The following is a 19,201-nucleotide window of genomic DNA, read 5'->3' as shown; positions in this document are numbered from 1 at the left end:
GATCCGAAGGAACGGTCGGGCTTGGAAAGCGGACTGCCCGGCTGCCAAGGCGCGCAACGAAACCCTGCGCGCCACGCGTCACTACGGTCGGGCATTCTGGAAGCGATGGACCGGATACCACGCCCGCAGCCGCGTGGAGGCCAAGATGCGATGCCTGAAGGCCTTCGGTGAGCGCATCGCCGCGCGGGATCCCGATCGCCAAACCGCCGAAATTCACATCCGGGTCGCCCTTATCAATCGCTTCAACGCGATCGGCACTGCCGAGGTCGTCCGCGTGGCCTGAGCCTGAACGGGAAAGGGGCACTCACGCCTCGGGCCGCCTTTCTACAACAACGCCCCCTTCAGGGAAACGAAAAACTCGTAAAGCTGATCCGCGGCAACGAGTTCGAGGCCATTGACCGTTGGGACGCATTCCTCGCCGCAGGCAAGGGGACCCTCACGGAAGAAACCGCCCCGTCTCGCCACTTGGCCTTTTCGGCGACATGGCTCCGCCAGCTCGGCATCGATCCGGAGCAGGGCGCCCTCGTACCGATCCGCGACGACGCCATGGCGCCGACCCTGCGAGCAGGCGACCTGGTGATGGCCGATCGCAATCGCGCGGAGGCGATCAGTGGCCGCGTGTACGCCTATGAAGATCGCGACGGCACCGTCCGCACCCGCCGCCTTGAACGCTTTCCAACCCAGATCGTGTTGCGCGCCGACAACCCCGCACACCAGACGGAGATCCGGTCCGGTGCAGACATGGACACCTTCTATGACGAGATTATTGGGGAAGTGGTCTGGAGTTGCCGGACCTGGTGACGAACGGAGACCGCCGGATGAAGCTCATCATCTTCGCAACCGCAATCCTCGGCGCTACGCCGGCCGTGGCAGTCAACGCCGATTCCTTCACGCGGCGACCAGATCTGGCCGAAAAGTATGCGGACATCCTGGCTGCCGACAGCTTCGGCGAAAAGAACATCGTGCCGACCACAGTCACGGTCTTCTCCACGGGAGAACCGGTCCCGATCTGCGCGACCTTCGACAATACGTATGAGGTCGAGAAAATCGGGGACAGCGTCTCTGCGGGTACGATCTCTGTCGCCGATGCGGACGAACTTCTGCGCCAGCTTGACTGCGCCTTGGCCCTCCCGGGGTCATGGGGACATGCGGTTCGTGCCTACATCAACACCGCGCTCCTGGTGGATTTCATCTACATCGTAGGTGTGGAACTGGAAGCGCTGGAAAACGTAGACTCTACCTACTGGATCGACGCGAAGTACCTTCGAGACTGGAGCACGTCAGAACCCGCACAACCTCTCGCCATCCAGCCCTTCGAATAGGCGGTCGTATATTTCACCAACTCATGAGGCACGCTGGCTCCCTTGGGCGGATTAAGTCGCAGCATTGTCGAGCGCGGCGCGAAGGGCGTTTATCAGCCCTGTAGCGAGAAGGACCTATACCGGTATACGGTGGAGTTAAGCTACCGCCACAGCAATCCCTCCGTGTACGGAATTGGCGATGCGGAACGCGACACCATTGCGCTGCGCAGCGCACTTGAAAAGCCCGTCACCTACGAGATGACTCACCAAGTCATGCAAGCAAAAAGATGACTATATGTCGCGGATTTTCAGTTTCTGGGTGACACATTACACAAGATATGTGACGATTCGTTGCGTGGGATACGCCGGGGAAAACCCATGTTGGGGCGCAATAAGCGGCTCTGGCGGTTTGGAGTACGGTTGTCCAGTTGGATGACAGCCTGTCAGACTTCAAGCAACTTGGGTCCGGGGCCCACGCGCCTTAAAATTTATAGCCGTAATGCGAAAAAATGGACTTTTGGTCATCGGTTAGGTTCGCCTTCCATGGCGGTGATGGTTGTAAGACAAGACCGTAATCCGCTACTACATTCGCCTCTCGCCCCATTCTTGGTTCCAGAGCCTTGGCTGGCTCGACGGCCCACTTGGGGCCCAGCGCATCAGCAGCTTGGTAAATCGAACTTGCGACAACGTCGGCCAGTTGCAGTCCCGCCACGCTGTAGTGCGGCACATACTCAACCAACCCAAACCGAAGAACTTGATGCGCGATCTCCCTCTTGTTCAAGAACGTCGAGCCACCCGCCGCTTGGGCTTTAAGGAGTTGCCAGTATGCTTTCGTCTGGCCGTAAGAATGCCCGCCGCGCAAACTGAACACGACCCGGACATACCTTGGTGACCCGAAACGCTCTATGCTGTCCAGCAAGCAAAAGTCCGTAACCCGCTCCATGAGGAGTCGCACGCAATAGTTGTAGTACCACTGTTTTCCGCCGCGTTTGGCGGCACGCGAGTTGTTATAGCCTCGCATATTTTTTTTATTTGATGCGACCGCAAACAACCTGCACGGGTACCTGGCGAGCAGTTCGCAGGCCCTCGCCCTCTTGGTCGGAGACAGATCTCGATAGTGCAACGCCGGGCCTTGGACGGCATTAATATCAGCGCGCATGTCTTTGACCCATTCAACGGTCTGATGCTCGAATTTGGCGCGGATCAGCAAACCGCCAATGCAAAGCCATTCGCTCCCACCATTTTTGTCGATAGGCTTGACCCGTTTGAGGCCATCGTCTCCGGCTTCATCAACGTATAAAACGTACTCATAGGGCTCGTACTCATCAGTCATGAATCATGAAAATACCTGACGTTAAAAGGAGTCAACAAGATGACTTTCAAGAACCCGCCTGCCAGCTAGCCACGGTCGACGACGAATATCAGTTCAACGCCAAACTGCGAAAACTTGCGTGGCTGAAGCTGGACGCAATTCTTGTGACGACAAAAGCACAGCGCATTCGCTCCGGCATCGATATGCGGACAGCCCAACTTCTGAGAGTGCCGGCCTGTCCGCACCAGTCGTTTTTAGCCCAAGAGCGCGTTGAGGAAACCGTTGGCCTCTGTGCTGAAGAACGTCCCCAAGGTTAAGGGGTCGATGATCTCGCCTCGCGTCGCATGCGTATTGTTGTCCATGTTCACGACCAGCAATGCGTCCGAAGTGCCGTCGAAAAGGGACGACACGTAGATGCTACGCGCCAATTCATCTGCACTCTTGTTCGACCTGAGAACGATGAGAGAGGTCATCTCTTCCCAAGTCGTGCTGCCGTTGGCTTCGGCACGTATCGCCCTCACCACCGAGTCCCTGCGGTCTGAGTAGGTTGCGTTCATGTTTAGTCGAAACGCGATCATGTAAGTCGCCATCGTGGCGCTCCGTTGCTTGTGAGCGACAGGCACCTTGACTTACTGGTCGTCCCAGATAGGATTACTTCATCTTACCCAGCTATCCGCAGCGGCCCATCTTATAATGTTGCGGAGATCGGAAAGTTAGCGCCGCCTTGGTTGCCGCCTTGGCGGCGCATCTGTTCCCAATCGTCGTCTGCAGTCTCGATTCGATATAGTCGCGAGTCAAGCTTGCGACACTAATTGAAGTGGCCTCTACTACATGTGGCCCCTCTACGACAGGTACTCAACCAACGTAATAGGGGGCTAGGGCGGCTTAGCAGCCCGGGATCGGTCGCATGTTCAAGGCTTCTTACAACCGCCCTCAAGAACCACATTACCCTTTTCGGACAGTGACTTAGCCAGAACATGCAATTGTGTAAACGAACGCGCAACGCGATTTGCAGGATTGCGCTCCGGATTCCGACAACAAGACGGCGGTCAGCGGAGGTCCGATGCCGCCCAGAACCATTGTTTAAACAGCTTTGAAAGCGACTCTGGCACCGGCAGCAGCGTCCTCCACCCCGTGGCCCGCCGAACGCCGATTCCCCCTTTTTCGCCCCCAGGTGCAAACTACGGACGCCATCGACCCGCAAACGCCCGACACCCTCAGACGCCCTTGTTTGCAAGGGCCTTCCAAGGTCTTCCACCCAAGCCCCCGCTCTTCCGGCATCGGTGCAGGTTTAAGTGTCAACGCACATCGGAGGATTAAGAATTCCTGGATCCGTTTCCGTAACCCATTGAGATCTCATCATCAGCGACCCGTCCCACACAAGGGACAGCCGTCAGTACATCCGCCCGCCCACCGGCACGTCCTTGTCCGGGGTCAGCAGGACGACCTCCCCGTCCGCGTCAGGAATGCCCAGCACGAGCACCTCGGAGAGGAATTTCCCGATCTGCCGGGGCGGGAAATTCACCACCGCCAGCACCTGCCGCCCCGGCAGCGTCTCCACATCGTAGTGGCGGGTGATCTGGGCGGAGCTCTTCTTCTCCCCGATCTCCGGCCCGAAATCGATCCAGAGCTTGATCGCGGGCTTGCGGGCCTCCGGGTAGGGCTCGGCCCGCAGAACCTCGCCGACCCGGATGTCCACCTTCAGAAAGTCGTCGAAAGAAAGGTCGCTCACTTGCCCAGCTCCCGGCTTCTGTCCGCCGCGGCCCCGACCGCCCGGCACATCAGCACCGGCAGGCCGTCCTCCTCGCTCATCAGAACCTCCAGCGCCGCCGCCGTCGTCCCGCCCGGCGAGGTCACGTTGATCCGCAGCTGCTCGGCGTTCTCCTCCGAGGCATCGAGCAACGCCCCCGCCCCGGTCACCGTGGCCCGCGCTAGGTCCATCGCCAGCCCGCTCGGCAGACCCTGCGCCTCCCCGGCCAGCGCGAGCGCCTCCACCATGTGAAAGACATAGGCCGGCCCCGACCCCGAAACGCCCGTCACCGCGTCCATCTGGGTCTCGCTCTCGAGCCGCACCACCTGCCCCGTCGGCTCCAGCAGGCGCTCCGCAAGGTCCAGCTGCGCGTCGGAAACCCGCGCGCTGCCGATGATCGCCGTGATCCCGCGCCCCACCGCAGCCGGGGTGTTCGGCATGGCCCGGACGACCGGAGTTTCCGCCCCCAGCGCGTCCTCGAACCGTTTGATCGGAGTCCCAGCCGCCACGCTGACCACCAGCGTTTCCCCCCCGCCGAAGCGTGCGATGCGCGGCAAGGCCTCCTCCATCATCTGCGGCTTGACCGCCACCAGCACCACCGCCGGATCCGCCGGCATTTCCTCGTTCAGCCGGACGCCTTGTGCGTGCAGCCAGTCGGACGGGTGCGGGTCCAAAACGGTCACGGCCTCTGCCGGAAGTCCACCAGACAGCCACCCCTGCAACATGGCCGATCCCATCTTGCCACAGCCCAGAAGCATCAACCCGCGGCGGCGCACGTCTTCGTTGTTCATAAAGGTCCCCTGTCAGTTTCCGCCGGAGGGTATGTCCGCCCGGCGCAGGCTGCAACGGCCTGTTGCGATGGCAATCTCGCCCGCAGGATTGGCAACAGAGGAAAGAGGCGTGACCCTTCTTCTCAGCTCACGCGCGGCCGTAGGCTTCCGCGATGGCAACGTCGAGCGCCACCGCGGGATCCTGATCACCCCACACCACAAGTTGGAACGCCGGGTAATACCGCTCGGCGGCCATGACAGCCGTTCCGATCAGCCGGTCGATCTGGTCGGCGGAAGCGAGTTGCCCACCCGAGAGCAGCAACCCGTAGCGATAGGTCATCAGCTTCGAGTCACGCCAGTACGTGAAGGCGCCCGCCCAGCACTTGTCGTTTACGAGGTTCAGGATCTCGTAGAGACGCGGCAACTTCTCTTCGGCGGGCTCCATCTCGAACGTGCAGATCAGCCGCAGAGTTTCGTCGTAGGCCGACCACGCGAGGGTGATCGAATATGTCCGCCACTGCCCCTCGACGGCCATCGCGATCTGATCGTCGCCGATACGGTCGAAGTCCCAGGCATTGGTTTCAGCCAGGTCTTCCACGATGTCGATGGGATGTACGTCGTCTGTCAGAAACTCTTCGGAGAGTGACATGCCTGGCCTCATTTGTTGTCACCCTAGCCATCTTGCGTGCAACTAGGGCTTGCTGCCTGCTCTAGGTTCGGCGGACTGGGCCGCCGCCCTTACAATATATGGTGCGAGCAAAGCCCCGCCTGTGTAAAGAACATTTTTCGCAACCGCCAGCGAACCGTTGCAGCGGAACCGGCAGCATTTCGCTGCCGAACAAGTGCCGTTGCTGTTCAGGACACCATTCCGACCGTGGCGGCGTCGCATCGCATTCAAATGCCGGCTTGTGCGTTGTCGGCCGGCGACGTCGAACAGCTCGGCAGAAAACAAGCAGGGCGAATTGCCGCGCGATCAAGAAAAAGGCGCCCCGGACATGGCGCGCCTTCAACCCCGGTTGTGGCACAAAAAAACGAGAGAGGTCAGACCCCTTCGGGCGCCGATTTCGCCTGCGCCGCTTCCAGTGCTTCGATGCGGGCCTTCAGGGCCTCGTTTTCCTCGCGGGCCTTCTGCGCCATGGCGCGGGCGGCGTCGAACTCTTCTCTCGTGACGAAATCGCGATCCGCCAGCCAGCGGTCAATCATGGATTTGAAGGCGGTCTCGGCTTCGTCCTTCGCGCCCTGGGCCACACCCATTGCGTTGGTCATCAGCTGAGCCATATCGTCGAAGATCTTGTTCCGGCTTTGCATGGGGCACCCGTTTGTTAGCTATGACGTCTATATGGCCCGCGGGTGCCGCGGCCTCAAGGTTGACTTCGCCTCAAAACGACGGGCATGAGCGATACCGATGAAGGCACTCATTCCATTTCCCGAGCCGAGCCCGGAGCTGTTCTCCTTCACCCTGTTCGGGATGGAGTTCGCCTTGCGCTGGTACGCGCTGGCGTACATCGCAGGTCTTCTGATCGGCTGGCGGGCGATTGTGGCGCTGGTGAAACGCCCATCCCTCTGGGCGCAGGACACTCCGCCGATGACGCCCCGACAGGTCGAAGACCTGCTGACCTGGGTCATATTGGGAATCGTGATCGGCGGCCGATTGGGCTTCGTGCTGTTCTACCGCCCGGATTACTACCTTTCTTACCCGCTCGAGATCTTCGCGGTGTGGCAAGGAGGCATGTCCTTTCACGGTGGACTGCTCGGCGTGGTCATCGCGGCATGGCTGTTTACCGGCCGCAACGGAATCCCGAGGCTCTCTGCAGCGGATTCACTGGCCGTCGCCACGCCGCCGGGGCTCTTCTTCGGCAGGCTGGCCAATTTCATCAACGGAGAGCTGTGGGGGCGGCCGACAGACGTTCCCTGGGCGATGAAGTTTCCGACCATGTGCGCCGACCCTGCGCTTCAGGGCTGTCCTCAGGCGGGAGACTGGTTCTATTACGGGGACGAACTCGCCCGCCACCCCAGCCAGCTTTACGAGGCCACGCTGGAGGGGCTGGTGCTCGGAACGTTGCTCATCTGGCTGGCCACCCGATGCGGCGCGCTGAAGCGCCCCGGTCTGATAACGGGGGTGTTTTTTGCCGGGTATGGGACCGCGCGCTTCATCGTCGAGTATTTCCGGCAGCCGGATGCGCAGTTCGTTACGCCCGACAATCCCATGGGCTTCGTCATTGGAGAAGGGGCTGTGGGCGTCACGATGGGGCAACTCCTGTCGCTGCCGATGATCCTGCTGGGGGTAGCGCTGGCCATTCACGCGGCGCGGCGGAGACGCACGCCGGAATGACGCCGCTTGCGGATCTGCTCACACGGCGCATCCGGGAGGCCGGGCCGATCTCGGTGGCAGACTTCATGGCTGAATGCCTGCTGCATCCGGTCCACGGCTACTATACCACGTCCCCGGTTTTCGGGCAGGACGGCGATTTTACGACGGCGCCGGAGATCAGCCAGATGTTCGGGGAGGTGCTGGGGCTTGCCATCGCACAAAGCTGGCTGGACCAGGGCAGGCCGTCCGGCGCGGTGCTGGCGGAACTCGGCCCCGGGCGCGGCACCCTCATGGCGGATGCCTTGCGCGCAACGGCGTCCGTGCCCGGATTTACCGAGGCCGTCCGCCCGCACCTGGTTGAGGCCAGTCCGCGGTTGAGAGAGCTGCAGGCGCAAACCCTGGGCGACCGCGGGGCCGCGTGGCACACCCGTGCTTCGGAGCTGCCGGAGGGGCCACTCTTCCTTCTGGCAAACGAATTTCTCGACGCCCTGCCGATCCGGCAGTTTCTTCGTACCCCGGACGGGTGGCGGGAGCGAATGGTGCCGATCGTCGAGGGGAACCTGTCCTTTTCCTTCGCGGACCCCCTGCCGCCGGAGGCGCTGCCGCATCGGCGCGGCGATACCAGGCCGGGAGACATAGTCGAAATCTGCCCGGCGCTGCCGACGATCGTTTCGGACGTCGCCCGGCGAATTGCCGAGCACGGCGGCATGGCCATTTTCGTGGATTACGGCGGTTGGCGATCGCTGGGCGACACGTTGCAAGCCGTGCGGGATCACGCGCCGGTGGATCCGCTCGCCACTCCCGGTGCGGCTGACCTGACCGCGCATGTGGACTTCGAGGCCGTCGCCACCGCTGCCCTTGCCGCAGGTGCCGCCGTCACGCCGATGACCCCACAGGGGGTCATGCTGGAGCGGCTGGGACTCACATCGCGCGCGCAGGCGCTTGCCGCACGGATCACCGACGCGGCCCAGCAGCAGTCCCACATCGCTGCGCATCGGCGCTTGACGCACCCGCAGGAAATGGGTTCGCTCTTCAAAGCAATCGCCCTTTATCGCCCCGGTACCGCAGACCCCCCCGGATTTGTCACATGACACTTGAAATTCTGACCTCAGACAGCCTTTCGCCCCTGCGGCACGGGTTCTTCACCCGGCGCGGGGGCGCGTCGTCCGGCGTGTTCGAGGGACTGAACTGCGGCCCCGGCTCTTCGGACCAGGCAAACAGCGTCGCGATCAACCGCTTCCGCGTGGCCACGGCGTTGGGCGTGGACCCGAAGAACCTCGTCACCGTGAACCAGGTTCACTCGGCGGATGTCGCCGTCATCGACGAGCCGCCGGCGAGCCCTCCGGCCGCCGATGCCCTGGTGACGGACCGGCCCGGCCTTGCACTTGCGATCCTGACCGCTGACTGCCAACCGGTCCTCTTCGCCGACCACGCGGCCAACGTCATCGGCGCAGCACATGCCGGCTGGCGCGGTGCGCTCGGCGGGGTGCTGGAAGCCACATTGGAAGCAATGGAGCGGCTCGGGGCCGACCGGTCGCGGACCGCCGCCGTCATCGGCCCGTCCATCAGCCAGAGCGCCTACGAGGTCGACTGGGACTTCATGGACGATTTCATCGCGGACGACCCGGAGAACCAGCGGTTTTTCGCGGGAGGCGGCGAGAAGGTGAAGTTCGACCTGCCGGGCTACGGGCTGCACCGGTTACGACGCGCGGGCATCGGCGACGCGGTCTGGACGCGCCATTGCACATATTCGGACCCATCGCGATTCTATTCCTACCGCCGATCCGTGCACCAGAAAGAGGCCGACTACGGTCGCCTGATCTCTGCTATACGTCTGTGAACGCCCGCGGATTTTCACGCTGTTGCCGCAGAGGCGCCTCAATCGGTTCGCATTGTCCAGACAATAGGAACAATACGTTCCCCAGGATTGGAATAGCCCGGAAGGAAAGCCCATGCCGCACACCAGACGCTGGATGCAATCCGTCTTCGCAACCGTCGAGATGCTGGACACCCAACTGCCGTGGGAACGAGGGACCCGGCGGGCCGAGTGGATTGCGCGCCGCACTCATATGGAAGCGTCTTCCGACGCCATGAGCGCCTGACGCTCGGTCGCCTGGCGCCCGGACTGTCGTTCCACTCCAACGCCCGCCGCCGCAATTCGGCCGCGGGCGTCACGATTCCACGGGCGTCTCCACGGAATTGTGTCGGCCTTGATCAGGCAATGGAAACAAATACTTCTCTGGACCCGACATTGGCCCGGTCCCGTGATCCCAGCCGACGAACTCTTTGACAATTTCTGGACCGACTGCCAATTATCGAAGGCAAGGAAAGACCTTCTGCATGCGGTGGGGCCCGCAGAAGCGACCGGCCTAAAGGATCGATTGCTTGGAACGCCACCGCTATTCCGACGCAGATATTGCGTCGGCTTCTATGGGCCAGACGGCCACGGTCCCCGAAAGGGCCACTCGTTCGGATCGGCAACCTCGACGCGCGCTGCCTCTCACGCGTCGCTATGAGGTTGCCTTTCTGACTCCACAAGACACCGTCGAGGAATTTTCCCGGGTCGCGCCTGCGTTGCCGGCCTTCGAAGAAGCATTCTCTGCATTCGGGAGAGGCGCGCTTGTGTCTACGCCCGAGGGGTTTGTCGCCGTCGAGGACCTCGTGCCGGGAATGCAGGTCGAAACGGCCGACAACGGCCTTCAGACGCTGCTTTGGGTCGGCTCGATCACCATGGTTCCGCCTGCTGGCGACATCGATGGTGTGGAGGCGCCGCGGTTGACGCGCATTTCCACGGAGGCGTTCGGACCGGACAGACCCCTGCCCGACCTCATCCTCGGCCCGTATGCGCGGCTGCTCTACAAGAACGTCAGATGCATGGACGTGCTGGGCACGGCGTCCGCCTTCGTCCCGGCGGAGGCCTTCCGCGACGGGCTCAGCGTCATCGCAGTCAGCCCGATTGCTCCAGTGCGGGTGTATCACCTCGGTTTCGCGGGGCAGCAAACGCTTCGGGCGAATGGGCTCGATGTCGAAAGTTATCACCCGGGCCCGCAGTTCGGGGCGCGGATGGATCGTACGACGCTGCAGCTCTTCCTCAGCCTGTTCCCCCATGCCTCAGGTCGTGAGGGCTTTGGCCCGATGAAGATCCCGCGCATGACCAGCTACGAGTTCGAAACTCTCGGCGAGCTATAGAGCGTCCCGCAAGCCTTACTCGCTTTGCTCCAGCTCCAGTTTCGGGGATGGCGCCGCGAGATCCTGCGTGCCGAGCTGCGTCTTTGGCCGCCCCAGGCGATACCGTGTGACCCAGATCAGCCGCTCTTCGGCGCGCGTGATTGCCACATAGGCGAGCCTCTTCCACAGGGGAATGCCGGCCTCGGTCCGGCCCGCCCGAGCCGCTGCCCACAGGTCCGGTGCAAAAACTTGCACCGTCGGCCATTGCGAGCCCTGCGCCTTGTGGATCGTCACCGCTGCCCCATGCAGAAAGGCCGCGCCCATGTTGGCTGCGAAGGGTATGAACGGCTCTTGCTCGTCCGGTTTCTCGATCTTGATGATCGAGGCGGCGGACAGACGCGGGTCTTCCGCACCGATGACGTGCAGTGTTGAGAATCCGGCCTTTCGCCCGCGGCCCAGATAGATGACCTGCGCTCCTTTAATGAGGCCGCGCGCCTCCAGGTCGAGGCGTTTCTTGCGGTGCTTGAGCGGCAATTCGATGCCGTCGCAGATCAGCGGTTCGCCCGGCAGCAAGTCGTCCTCAGGCGCCCCGTGAGCGGCGCGGAAGGCGTGGATCAGGCGAATCCGGGTCACATTGCGCCAAACGAGCACGGGAGACCGCGCCATCAGATCGGAGTCCACCCGCTGGCCGATTTCCACCCGCGGATCGTCCCGCGCAGCGTCTTCCACCATCCGCTCAAATTGCTGGAAGTCGAGCGCCGGGTCGGCCAGAGCGTGGGCAAGATCGAGGATCGGGTTGTCACCCGCCTGCCGGTGGACCCGGTGAAGGACCATCTTTCGGCCGTCCGGCAAGCCGTCGAAGACCATTTCGCCGGGGCTGTTGACCGGGGCGAGTTGGGCCGGATCGCCGAACAGGATCAGGGTGGGAAAGATCTCTCGCAGGTCCTCGAACTGCCGCGCGTCGAGCATGGAGCTTTCGTCGACGAAGCCGATGTCCAGCGGCTCGTCGCGCCGCTTCCAGCCGCTGATGAAGTCCGATCCGCGCAAGCCGGCCGCCGCCAGCGCACCAGGGATCGACTTGTGAACCTGGTAGAACGCGTAAGCGCGGTCCAGCGCGGCCTCTGTCAATTCCTCGATCTCGGGCCGTTCGCCCTGCCCGGCGAGCCATTCCGCGATCCGCTCGTATTCCGGATCGTAAACCGGAGTATAAAGAATGCGGTGAATTGTTGTGGCCGGCACGCCGCGCCCGCGCAGCACGCTGGCCGCCTTGTTGGTGGGCGCCAGGATGGCGAGCGTTCGCCGCTCCCTGCGTCGCCGCCCTTCCCAATCGCCCGAGACAATGTCCACGCCAGCCGCCTCAAGCGCTTGCGCCAGGCGTGCCAGAAGCAGCGTCTTGCCGGAACCGGCCTTGCCGACGATCGCGAGTGTCGCCGACTTTCCTTCCGCGCGGGGCGTCAGATCTTCGCTCATCAGATCGACGCCGGCCGACGCCAGGACATCGGCAACCCGGTCCCAAGCGTCGGCCTGATCGTCCGACAGCGCTAGCGAGGAAGCATTCATGGCCCGACCCTATAGGCCGGGCCCGCAAGGTTCCAGAGACCGCAGGCCGATGGTCAGGCGATTGCGGCGAGCGGCATCGGATCCGGCACACGACGGTTGAACGAGAGGTCGAACCAGGTCTGCGAGGTGTGGCGGTCGATGCCGAGCCGCTTCAGGGTCGGCGCCCATGCATCCGGCTTCATCTCCCACAGGCCAACGCCGATGCGATCCTTGCCTTCGCCCGCAGTCCCGATGACATCCGGGTCGACGTGATAGAGACGGTAGATCCGTTCCATGCGCGGGTCGAAGACGCCACAGAAGTGCAAGAGCTTGAAGTTCGCCATGATCTCGCCGCCCCCGAGGACAAGCGCAGCAGCGGCACGCCGATCCGCACGCGGGGAGATACAGAATCGGGTGCACTCCCAGATCAGGGGCGACTCGATCTTCGTACCGCCGATCAGGTGGGAGAAGTGCTCGTTGATCATGGTCCGACCGACCGTCGGAAGAAATCGCATGGACCCGCCATGGGACCCGTCTTCCAGCTCCCAAATGACGTATAGCGGGTTCAAAACGTCGTATTGATCCCGTTCCTCGCCCTTTTCGTTGACTTTCACGTCCCAGCCGAGGCGGCGGCTGAATTGCTCAGCCCGATCCTCGAACATCGAGTCGCGCAGGATAGGAAAGCGATTGAGGTTGTTCCCGTAGACATAACGCAGCATGACGATTGGCTCCTTTCCGTCGAATAGGGAAAGGATTGGCGACATATGGTTAACAGAGTCCTACGATGATCCCTCTTTGTTGAATAAAAGGCGCAGAATTAATTTGTGGTCAACATTTAGACCACGATGAGTCCGCGACTTAGGGCACGGGCGACGGCGTGCGTGGTATTCATGGCACCGAGTTTATGCCGCGCGGCTTCGATGTAAACCCTGAGGGTATGCTCCGAAATGTCCATCTCCTGCGCGGCTTGGGCCCGGCTGAGGCCCTTGGCGAGGTATGTCATCGCGGCCAGTTCACGCGGTGACAGCATCGGTGAATGGGCCGAATCCCCGCCCCGTTCGAATTCCAGAGCCTTCTTGTTGAATTCATGAGAGATGATCATCAGGTCTCTCATGTTCTCGTCCACGAAGGCCGCCCAAGCGCAGTCTTTCGCATTGTCGGACGCGGTGAAGAGCGCGAACTGCCCTGCCGGACCGCGGATCGGGATGCTGAGGCCCTGGTTGCCGACCCCATATTCCACCGCTTCGCGCAAGAACGCCCGGGCGGCGCGGCTCGTCCAGTCCAGTTCCCTCCAGTCGACCGGATTGAACCGTTGAAGGCAGCCCAGAATCACCGGGTCCATCCGGAGGTAGTCCTTCTCGACATACCGATCGACCCACTCCTGGCTATAGGTGCCGGCGCCGAACCGTTCTCCCTTTGAGTTGACCCAATGGTAAACGATATGAGCGACCCCGTAGTGATCGCGCAGGCACTCGGTCGCAGTTTGCAAGTCGCTCACGTCAGCGGCGTCCTGGACGAACTCACAAAGCGCTTCGAGCTTCTCCTGCATCGGCTGCCGAATTCGGCTCCCTAAAATATCGTCTTGCGGGGTCTGTCACCGTTCCCCGCGCCCATTCCGCTCACGCGGCACATTTTGCGCCGTTCAGCCTCTCCGGCAGAGCCCCGGTATGATGCGCGGGCACATGCGCTCCGAGGTCATCCAACACATCCACAATACGCGTATGACTCATATCAGAATCTCACGGAGGTTCATTAGCGAAAAGTTAGGACAACCCTAGCACGAATAAACCCGTGCAAAATTTGCACAGTGTCGACCGGCCCACACGGCGACATAACCTACGCAAGTCATTATTTTTTAAAGATTATTTTTTTAATCGAACCGGTCAGCGGCTCCACCCACTCCGCCACCCGGCAGAATGTTTCTCGGGAGGATGCCAGACGTCGAAATCCTGCTGATTGAACGTCTTTTTGCGCACTCCTGCCGGCGAGATGGGTCCACGGAACGCCGGCAGGGCCAAAATCGCGGTCATCTCCGGAGAAAACCGGGGCAGACCGCCTGCGTCAATTCGTCCCTCAGCGCCGAACCGAAAGAGCGTCCTCAAGGGTGCGCAAACCGGTTGTCGGCGCCTGCACCAGAACGGCCATGTTGCCCGGCTTGTGCTCGTTGCGGAGCATCTTCATGTGCGCCGTCGGGATGTCATCCCACGGGAAGACCTCGGACATGCAAGGGTCGATCCGTCGCTCTACCATGAGCCGGTTCGCCGCGGCGGCCTGCTTGAGGTGCGCGAAGTGCGAGCCTTGCAGGCGCTTCTGGTGCATCCACATGTACCGCACGTCGAAGGTGCAGTTGAACCCGGACGTGCCGGCGCAGATCACGACCATCCCGCCCTTCTTGCAAACGAACGTCGACACGGGGAACGTGGCCTCGCCGGGGTGCTCGAAGACGATGTCGACATTCTTGCCCTTGCCGGTAATGTCCCAGATCGCCTTGCCGAACTTGCGCACTTCCTTGAACCAAGCGGCATATTCCGGCGTGTTCACCTTCGGAAGCTGACCCCAGCAATTGAAATCCTTGCGGTTGATGACTCCCTTGGCGCCGAGCGCCATGACGAACTCGCGTTTGTCCTCCTCGGAAATCACACCGATCGCGTTACCCCCTGCCGCGTTGATGAGCTGGATCGCGAAGGAGCCGAGCCCTCCGGAGGCCCCCCAGACGAGAACGTTCTGACCGGGCTTGAGCTCGTGGGGATGGTGACCGAAGAGCATCCGGTACGCCGTGGCCAGGGTAAGAGTGTAGCAAGCGCTCTCTTCCCAGGTCAGGTGCTGCGGGCGCGGCAGGAGCTGCTGCGCCTGGACACGGGTGAACTGGGCGAAGGAGCCGTCCGGCGTCTCATAGCCCCAGATCCGCTGGCTGGGCGAATACATCGGGTCGCCGCCATTGCATTCCTCGTCGTCGCCGTCGTCCTGGTTGCAGTGGATCACGACTTCGTCGCCGACCTTCCACGTCTTCACCTTGGAACCCACGGCCCACACGATGCCCGAGGCATCGGAGCCCGCGATGTGATAGGGCGCGCCGTGCCCGTCGAAGGGAGAAATCGGCACGCCAAGACCGGCCCAGACCCCGTTGTAGTTCACGCCGGCGGCCATAACCAGAACCAGCACATCATGGGTGTCGAGCTTCGGCGTGTCGACGACCTCGACCTGAAAGGACTTGTCGGGCTCGCCGTGGCGCTCGCGCCGAATCGCCCAAGCGTACATCTTGGGCGGCACGTAGCCCATCGGCGGTATCTCTCCGATCTCGTAGAGGTCCTTTTCCGGCGCCTCGTAGGTTGCGTGAGTCATGTCGTCCAGAGCCATCTGGGCCTCCCTACAGTTCTGTGCCGCATTGCAGAATCACCGCGGTTCAGAGGATTCAATACGTAAGCCTGCGCAACATTGCAATCCACATAGATTATCTTTTGAAACTTTATGTCCCTCCGGATTCCGAGGGATGTGGTTATTGCCTTAAATTCTTAACAAAGGTCCTCCCACGCAACTGCAGCAATATCAATGCTGCGCGCCGCGTCGCAGCGAATTGACACGGCCACAAAGTTTCCCATATGACACTTCAGATGGAATTTTGTTGCTGAACACTTCACTCGCGAGGCCCTCTATGACTGCCGCCAAGAAAGACCGCCCCTGGCTGTTCCGGACCTACGCCGGCCACTCGACGGCCAAGGCCTCCAATGCGCTCTACCGTTCCAATCTGAGCAAGGGACAGACCGGCCTATCCGTCGCTTTCGATCTGCCGACGCAGACCGGTTACGACAGCGATCACGTCCTCGTGCGTGGAGAGGTGGGCAAGGTGGGCGTCCCGGTCGCGCATCTCGGGGACATGCGGTCGCTGTTCGACCAGATTCCGCTGGAGCAGATGAACACCTCCATGACCATCAACGCGACAGCGCCCTGGCTGCTGGCGCTCTATGTCGCCGTCGCGGAGGAACAGGGAGCGGATGTCTCGAAGCTTCAGGGCACCGTCCAGAACGACATCATCAAGGAATACCTCTCCCGCGGCACCTATATCTGCCCGCCGAAGCCGTCGCTGAAACTGATCACCGACGTCGCCGAATATTGCTATCGCGAGATCCCCAAGTGGAACCCGATGAACGTCTGCTCCTACCACCTGCAGGAGGCGGGGGCGACGCCGGAGCAAGAACTCGCTTTCGCGCTCGCCACGGCCCAGGCGGTACTCGACGGGCTGAAGGACAAAGTCGCGGACGAGGATTTTCCGAAACTCGTTGGCCGTATCTCTTTCTTTGTGAACGCGGGGATCCGGTTCGTCACAGAGATGTGCAAGATGCGCGCCTTCGTCGATCTGTGGGACGAGATCTGCGTCGAGCGTTACGGCGTCGAAGATCCGAAGTACCGCCGCTTCCGCTATGGCGTGCAGGTCAATTCGCTGGGGCTGACCGAGCAGCAACCGGAGAACAACGTCTACCGCATCCTGATCGAAATGTTGGCCGTGACCCTCTCCAAGAAGGCCCGCGCCCGGGCGGTGCAACTGCCCGCGTGGAACGAAGCGCTCGGCCTGCCTCGCCCGTGGGACCAGCAATGGTCCCTCCGGATGCAGCAGATCATGGCTTACGAGACCGACTTGCTGGAATACGAAGATCTCTTCGACCACAACCCCGCCGTCGACGCAAAGGTGGAGGCGCTCAAGACCGGCGCGCGGGCGGAACTGGCCAACCTTGAAGGCATGGGCGGGGCCATCGAAGCGATCGAGTACATGAAGGCGCAACTCGTGAATTCCAATGCAGACCGGCTCAACAATATCGAACGCGGTGAGACGGTCGTGGTCGGGGTCAACCGGTGGACGGAGGGCGAAGCCTCCCCCTTGGTGGATGAAGAGGGCGGCATTCTTGTGATTGATCCGGCCGTGGAGCAGGACCAGGTCGACCGCCTCAACGCCTGGCGGGCGGAGCGTGACGACGCGGACGTGAAAGCCGCTTTGGAGGCGTTGCGCAGCGCGGCCGCGTCCGGCGCGAACGTCATGGAGCCGTCGATTGCGGCGGCGAAAGCCGGAGTAACGACCGGCGAATGGGCTGGCGTCATGAGAGATGTTTTCGGCCAGTACCGCGGTCCAACCGGCATCTCCCGCTCCGTGTCCAACAAGACCGAGGGCCTCGAAGACATTCGCACCGCCGTCGATGCCGCCTCTGACAGGCTCGGTCGGCGCCTGAAATTCCTGATGGGAAAGCCCGGCCTCGACGGCCATTCCAATGGTGCCGAACAGATCATGTTCCGCGCCCGCGACTGCGGGATGGACATCGATTACGAGGGCATTCGCCTCACGCCTGATGAAATCGTGGCCGCGGCAGAACGGGAGGCACCGCACGTGATCGGCCTGTCAATTCTCTCGGGCAGCCACATTCCCCTGGTGTCCGACCTGATGGAAAAGCTTCGGGCCGCAGGATTGGGAAGCATCCCCGTTATCGTCGGTGGAATCATTCCAGAAGAAGATGCCGAAAGATTGCGTCGGATGGGGGTCGCGAAAGTCTACACACCGAAAGACTTCGAACTGAACCGCATCATGTTCGAGATCGTGTCGCTGGCGGCTCCCGAGACGATAGCAGCACAATAGGCTTTTTGTACAAGTTTCGGTTATTCGCCTTACAGGCGAATTGCATTCTTCTGATTTCTATGTCTTTGAGGAATCTCAAGCCTTGAAATTGGAGACGAGATGTCCACCGATCTGTCAAAAATGTCACGAGAAGAATTGTTGCAGTTGGCCGAAGACGTGCAAACCGCGCTGGCAGATCTCGCCGATCGAGAACGGCGCGAAGCGTTGCAGGCACTTGAAGAGACTGCAAAAGCTCACGGATTCCAACTGGAGGAACTCACGGGCGGCGCTGCTGCGGGAGCAAGATCAGGTGGGCGCGCGAAGGGCAAGGCGAAAAATCCGCCGAAATACCGCAACCCCGAAAACCCGAAGCAGACTTGGACCGGGCGCGGCCGCAAGCCAGCCTGGATCAAGGATGCCGAGACCTCGGGCTCGGACCTGGCTGCATTCGAAATCTGACCGAGACGAAACGGCCAGTGAAATTAGACGGGTCGCGCTTCGCGGCCCGTTTGTCTTGGAGGACTGAATGACAATACATATTGGAGCCGCCCCCGGCGAGATCGCTGAAACGGTTCTTATGCCCGGTGACCCGTACCGTGCCAAATGGGCGGCCGACCGGTTTCTGGACGATCCCGTCTGCGTGAACGAGGTCCGGGGAATGCTGGGCTTTACCGGAACCTGGCGCGGGCAACGTGTGACCATTCAAGGTTCCGGAATGGGAATGCCGTCGCTGTCGATCTATGCGAATGAGTTGATCCGCGACTATGGCGCCCGCACGCTGATCCGAATTGGGTCCGCCGGTGCAATGCAGGACTCCGTCAATGTGCGCGATGTCATTCTGGCAATGACGGCCTCCAGCGTCTCCACGCCGTCGCGCGGCATCTTTCGCGACCTGAACTTTGCGCCTTGCGCCGACTGGTCCCTGCTGTCTGCCGCCGCTGCCGCCGCGGAGACGAAGGGCGTGACGGCCCACGTCGGCGGCATCTATTCTTCCGACGTCTTCTACGACGAACGACCGGACCTGAACGAGCAACTCACGCGCCACGGGGTACTGGCGGTGGAGATGGAGGCGGCAGAGCTCTATTCGGTCGCCGCGCGCCATGGGCGTCGCGCGCTGGCCGTGCTGACGGTCAGCGACCACCTTCTGACCGGAGAGGCGTTGCCGAGCGCCGATCGCGAGACGAGTTTCTCCGACATGGTCGAGATTGCGTTGGAGGCGGCGTTCGCCTGACGGTGCCGCACTCGCGATCCGCATCTTAATCCTGAAGCGGCGATCCGCTTAAAACAGACTGCCCCCTCGCGTAGGGGGCGGTCTCTTTCGTCTGGCCAGCCGCACGAGGTCGTCCGCAAGCGGGGCTTCGGGCGAACGGCGACGCCCATCCGAGTGACCATCCGCACACATGACTGGCGCGCATTTCTGCAGCGATTGCCCCGCAAACGTTCCAAATGTG

At 61.8% G+C, this 19,201-nt stretch carries 20 protein-coding genes and 1 pseudogene; 11 read left to right on the top strand and 10 right to left on the bottom strand.

Going from position 1 to position 19,201, the window contains the following annotated elements; all coding sequences use genetic code 11:
• From BM075_RS21505 to BM075_RS21495, 3 genes and pseudogenes are all read left to right on the top strand, one after another.
• Nucleotides 1-283: pseudogene (locus BM075_RS21505) on the top strand (IS5/IS1182 family transposase); the annotation flags it as partial.
• The gene (locus BM075_RS21500) at nucleotides 280-801 is read left to right on the top strand and encodes a S24 family peptidase (RefSeq protein WP_342741266.1); all 522 of its coding nucleotides are present in this window, start codon (nucleotides 280-282) and stop codon (nucleotides 799-801) included. The pseudogene BM075_RS21505 and the gene BM075_RS21500, both read left to right, overlap by 4 nt.
• 17 nt (nucleotides 802-818) lie before the next feature.
• Complete coding sequence (locus tag BM075_RS21495) at nucleotides 819-1,322, top strand: hypothetical protein (protein WP_143089926.1); 504 nt, start codon at nucleotides 819-821, stop codon at nucleotides 1,320-1,322.
• A 460-nt stretch (nucleotides 1,323-1,782) separates the two neighbouring features.
• Here BM075_RS21495 and BM075_RS21490 read toward each other — a convergent pair whose 3' ends face one another.
• From BM075_RS21490 to BM075_RS21465, 6 genes are all read right to left on the bottom strand, one after another.
• Nucleotides 1,783-2,634: a DUF3800 domain-containing protein gene (locus BM075_RS21490; protein ID WP_093362761.1), complete on the bottom strand. Its 852-nt coding sequence runs from the start codon at nucleotides 2,632-2,634 to the stop codon at nucleotides 1,783-1,785.
• Nucleotides 2,635-2,867: 233 nt separating this feature from the next.
• Complete coding sequence (locus BM075_RS21485) at nucleotides 2,868-3,203, bottom strand: hypothetical protein (RefSeq protein WP_093362760.1); 336 nt, start codon at nucleotides 3,201-3,203, stop codon at nucleotides 2,868-2,870.
• Nucleotides 3,204-4,006: 803 nt separating this feature from the next.
• Nucleotides 4,007-4,345 (bottom strand): tRNA-binding protein, encoded by a 339-nt coding sequence (locus BM075_RS21480; protein WP_093362759.1) that lies wholly within the window; start codon nucleotides 4,343-4,345, stop codon nucleotides 4,007-4,009.
• Nucleotides 4,342-5,154: a pyrroline-5-carboxylate reductase gene (gene proC, locus BM075_RS21475; RefSeq protein ID WP_093362758.1), complete on the bottom strand. Its 813-nt coding sequence runs from the start codon at nucleotides 5,152-5,154 to the stop codon at nucleotides 4,342-4,344. The genes BM075_RS21480 and proC overlap by 4 nt, the downstream gene beginning before the upstream one ends.
• A 127-nt stretch (nucleotides 5,155-5,281) precedes the next feature.
• Nucleotides 5,282-5,782 carry a type III secretion system chaperone family protein gene (locus BM075_RS21470; protein WP_093362757.1) on the bottom strand — a complete coding sequence of 167 codons (501 nt, stop codon included), beginning with the start codon at nucleotides 5,780-5,782 and terminating at the stop codon, nucleotides 5,282-5,284.
• A gap of 392 nt (nucleotides 5,783-6,174) precedes the next feature.
• On the bottom strand, nucleotides 6,175-6,441 hold the full coding sequence (locus BM075_RS21465; protein ID WP_093362756.1) for an accessory factor UbiK family protein: 267 nt from the start codon (nucleotides 6,439-6,441) through the stop codon (nucleotides 6,175-6,177).
• 97 nt (nucleotides 6,442-6,538) lie between these two features.
• Between BM075_RS21465 and lgt the strand changes: the two genes are divergently transcribed.
• The 5 genes from lgt (at nucleotide 6,539) to BM075_RS21445 (ending at nucleotide 10,633) form a co-directional block, all read left to right on the top strand.
• Complete coding sequence (gene lgt, locus BM075_RS21460; protein ID WP_093362755.1) at nucleotides 6,539-7,465, top strand: prolipoprotein diacylglyceryl transferase; 927 nt, start codon at nucleotides 6,539-6,541, stop codon at nucleotides 7,463-7,465.
• Nucleotides 7,462-8,535: a class I SAM-dependent methyltransferase gene (locus tag BM075_RS21455; protein WP_093362754.1), complete on the top strand. Its 1,074-nt coding sequence runs from the start codon at nucleotides 7,462-7,464 to the stop codon at nucleotides 8,533-8,535. Before lgt ends, BM075_RS21455 begins: the two co-directional genes overlap by 4 nt.
• Nucleotides 8,532-9,284: a peptidoglycan editing factor PgeF gene (gene pgeF, locus BM075_RS21450; protein WP_093362753.1), complete on the top strand. Its 753-nt coding sequence runs from the start codon at nucleotides 8,532-8,534 to the stop codon at nucleotides 9,282-9,284. The genes BM075_RS21455 and pgeF overlap by 4 nt, the downstream gene beginning before the upstream one ends.
• A 112-nt stretch (nucleotides 9,285-9,396) precedes the next feature.
• A complete protein-coding gene (locus BM075_RS24530; protein WP_177208447.1) occupies nucleotides 9,397-9,546 on the top strand; it encodes a hypothetical protein in 150 nt (49 codons plus the stop codon).
• Between the two features lie 328 nt (nucleotides 9,547-9,874).
• Entirely contained in the window at nucleotides 9,875-10,633 is a 759-nt protein-coding gene (locus BM075_RS21445; protein ID WP_093362752.1) for a Hint domain-containing protein, read from the top strand.
• Between the two features lie 15 nt (nucleotides 10,634-10,648).
• On the opposite strand, the gene BM075_RS21440 is transcribed toward BM075_RS21445, so the two are convergent.
• From BM075_RS21440 to ccrA, 4 genes are all read right to left on the bottom strand, one after another.
• On the bottom strand, nucleotides 10,649-12,172 hold the full coding sequence (locus BM075_RS21440) for an AAA family ATPase (RefSeq protein WP_093362751.1): 1,524 nt from the start codon (nucleotides 12,170-12,172) through the stop codon (nucleotides 10,649-10,651).
• Between the two features lie 53 nt (nucleotides 12,173-12,225).
• Nucleotides 12,226-12,870 (bottom strand): acyl-homoserine-lactone synthase, encoded by a 645-nt coding sequence (locus tag BM075_RS21435; RefSeq protein ID WP_093362767.1) that lies wholly within the window; start codon nucleotides 12,868-12,870, stop codon nucleotides 12,226-12,228.
• A 116-nt stretch (nucleotides 12,871-12,986) separates the two neighbouring features.
• Nucleotides 12,987-13,700 (bottom strand): helix-turn-helix transcriptional regulator, encoded by a 714-nt coding sequence (locus tag BM075_RS21430; RefSeq protein WP_093362750.1) that lies wholly within the window; start codon nucleotides 13,698-13,700, stop codon nucleotides 12,987-12,989.
• Nucleotides 13,701-14,224: 524 nt separating this feature from the next.
• On the bottom strand, nucleotides 14,225-15,508 hold the full coding sequence (gene ccrA / locus BM075_RS21425; RefSeq protein WP_093362749.1) for a crotonyl-CoA carboxylase/reductase: 1,284 nt from the start codon (nucleotides 15,506-15,508) through the stop codon (nucleotides 14,225-14,227).
• Nucleotides 15,509-15,803: 295 nt separating this feature from the next.
• Between ccrA and BM075_RS21420 the strand changes: the two genes are divergently transcribed.
• From BM075_RS21420 to deoD, 3 genes are all read left to right on the top strand, one after another.
• Nucleotides 15,804-17,771, top strand: a complete 1,968-nt coding sequence (locus BM075_RS21420; protein WP_093362748.1) for a protein meaA — start codon at nucleotides 15,804-15,806, stop codon at nucleotides 17,769-17,771.
• A 99-nt stretch (nucleotides 17,772-17,870) separates the two neighbouring features.
• Nucleotides 17,871-18,209, top strand: a complete 339-nt coding sequence (locus tag BM075_RS21415) for an H-NS histone family protein (protein ID WP_093362747.1) — start codon at nucleotides 17,871-17,873, stop codon at nucleotides 18,207-18,209.
• A gap of 67 nt (nucleotides 18,210-18,276) precedes the next feature.
• Nucleotides 18,277-18,981 carry a purine-nucleoside phosphorylase gene (deoD, locus tag BM075_RS21410; RefSeq protein ID WP_093362746.1) on the top strand — a complete coding sequence of 235 codons (705 nt, stop codon included), beginning with the start codon at nucleotides 18,277-18,279 and terminating at the stop codon, nucleotides 18,979-18,981.
• Nucleotides 18,982-19,201: the final 220 nt, after the last annotated feature.

The organism is Tropicimonas isoalkanivorans, assembly GCF_900112335.1.
GTDB classification, from domain to species: Bacteria; Pseudomonadota; Alphaproteobacteria; order Rhodobacterales; family Rhodobacteraceae; genus Tropicimonas; species Tropicimonas isoalkanivorans.
This window is presented reverse-complemented; position numbering and strand designations above follow the sequence as displayed.

What these genes read in the sequence shown, in the direction of transcription:
- BM075_RS21495 (WP_143089926.1), top strand. Translation starts at nt 819, where the DNA reads ATGAAGCTCATCATCTTCGCAACCGCAATCCTCGGCGCTACGCCGGCC.
- lgt (WP_093362755.1), top strand. Translation starts at nt 6,539, where the DNA reads ATGAAGGCACTCATTCCATTTCCCGAGCCGAGCCCGGAGCTGTTCTCC.
- BM075_RS21430 (WP_093362750.1), bottom strand. Translation starts at nt 13,700, where the DNA reads ATGCAGGAGAAGCTCGAAGCGCTTTGTGAGTTCGTCCAGGACGCCGCT.
- ccrA (WP_093362749.1), bottom strand. Translation starts at nt 15,508, where the DNA reads ATGGCTCTGGACGACATGACTCACGCAACCTACGAGGCGCCGGAAAAG.
- BM075_RS21435 (WP_093362767.1), bottom strand. Translation starts at nt 12,870, where the DNA reads ATGCTGCGTTATGTCTACGGGAACAACCTCAATCGCTTTCCTATCCTG.
- BM075_RS21440 (WP_093362751.1), bottom strand. Translation starts at nt 12,172, where the DNA reads ATGAATGCTTCCTCGCTAGCGCTGTCGGACGATCAGGCCGACGCTTGG.
- BM075_RS21485 (WP_093362760.1), bottom strand. Translation starts at nt 3,203, where the DNA reads ATGGCGACTTACATGATCGCGTTTCGACTAAACATGAACGCAACCTAC.
- BM075_RS24530 (WP_177208447.1), top strand. Translation starts at nt 9,397, where the DNA reads ATGCCGCACACCAGACGCTGGATGCAATCCGTCTTCGCAACCGTCGAG.
- deoD (WP_093362746.1), top strand. Translation starts at nt 18,277, where the DNA reads ATGACAATACATATTGGAGCCGCCCCCGGCGAGATCGCTGAAACGGTT.
- BM075_RS21470 (WP_093362757.1), bottom strand. Translation starts at nt 5,782, where the DNA reads ATGTCACTCTCCGAAGAGTTTCTGACAGACGACGTACATCCCATCGAC.
- BM075_RS21465 (WP_093362756.1), bottom strand. Translation starts at nt 6,441, where the DNA reads ATGCAAAGCCGGAACAAGATCTTCGACGATATGGCTCAGCTGATGACC.
- BM075_RS21420 (WP_093362748.1), top strand. Translation starts at nt 15,804, where the DNA reads ATGACTGCCGCCAAGAAAGACCGCCCCTGGCTGTTCCGGACCTACGCC.
- pgeF (WP_093362753.1), top strand. Translation starts at nt 8,532, where the DNA reads ATGACACTTGAAATTCTGACCTCAGACAGCCTTTCGCCCCTGCGGCAC.
- BM075_RS21445 (WP_093362752.1), top strand. Translation starts at nt 9,875, where the DNA reads ATGGGCCAGACGGCCACGGTCCCCGAAAGGGCCACTCGTTCGGATCGG.
- BM075_RS21490 (WP_093362761.1), bottom strand. Translation starts at nt 2,634, where the DNA reads ATGACTGATGAGTACGAGCCCTATGAGTACGTTTTATACGTTGATGAA.
- BM075_RS21455 (WP_093362754.1), top strand. Translation starts at nt 7,462, where the DNA reads ATGACGCCGCTTGCGGATCTGCTCACACGGCGCATCCGGGAGGCCGGG.
- proC (WP_093362758.1), bottom strand. Translation starts at nt 5,154, where the DNA reads ATGAACAACGAAGACGTGCGCCGCCGCGGGTTGATGCTTCTGGGCTGT.
- BM075_RS21415 (WP_093362747.1), top strand. Translation starts at nt 17,871, where the DNA reads ATGTCCACCGATCTGTCAAAAATGTCACGAGAAGAATTGTTGCAGTTG.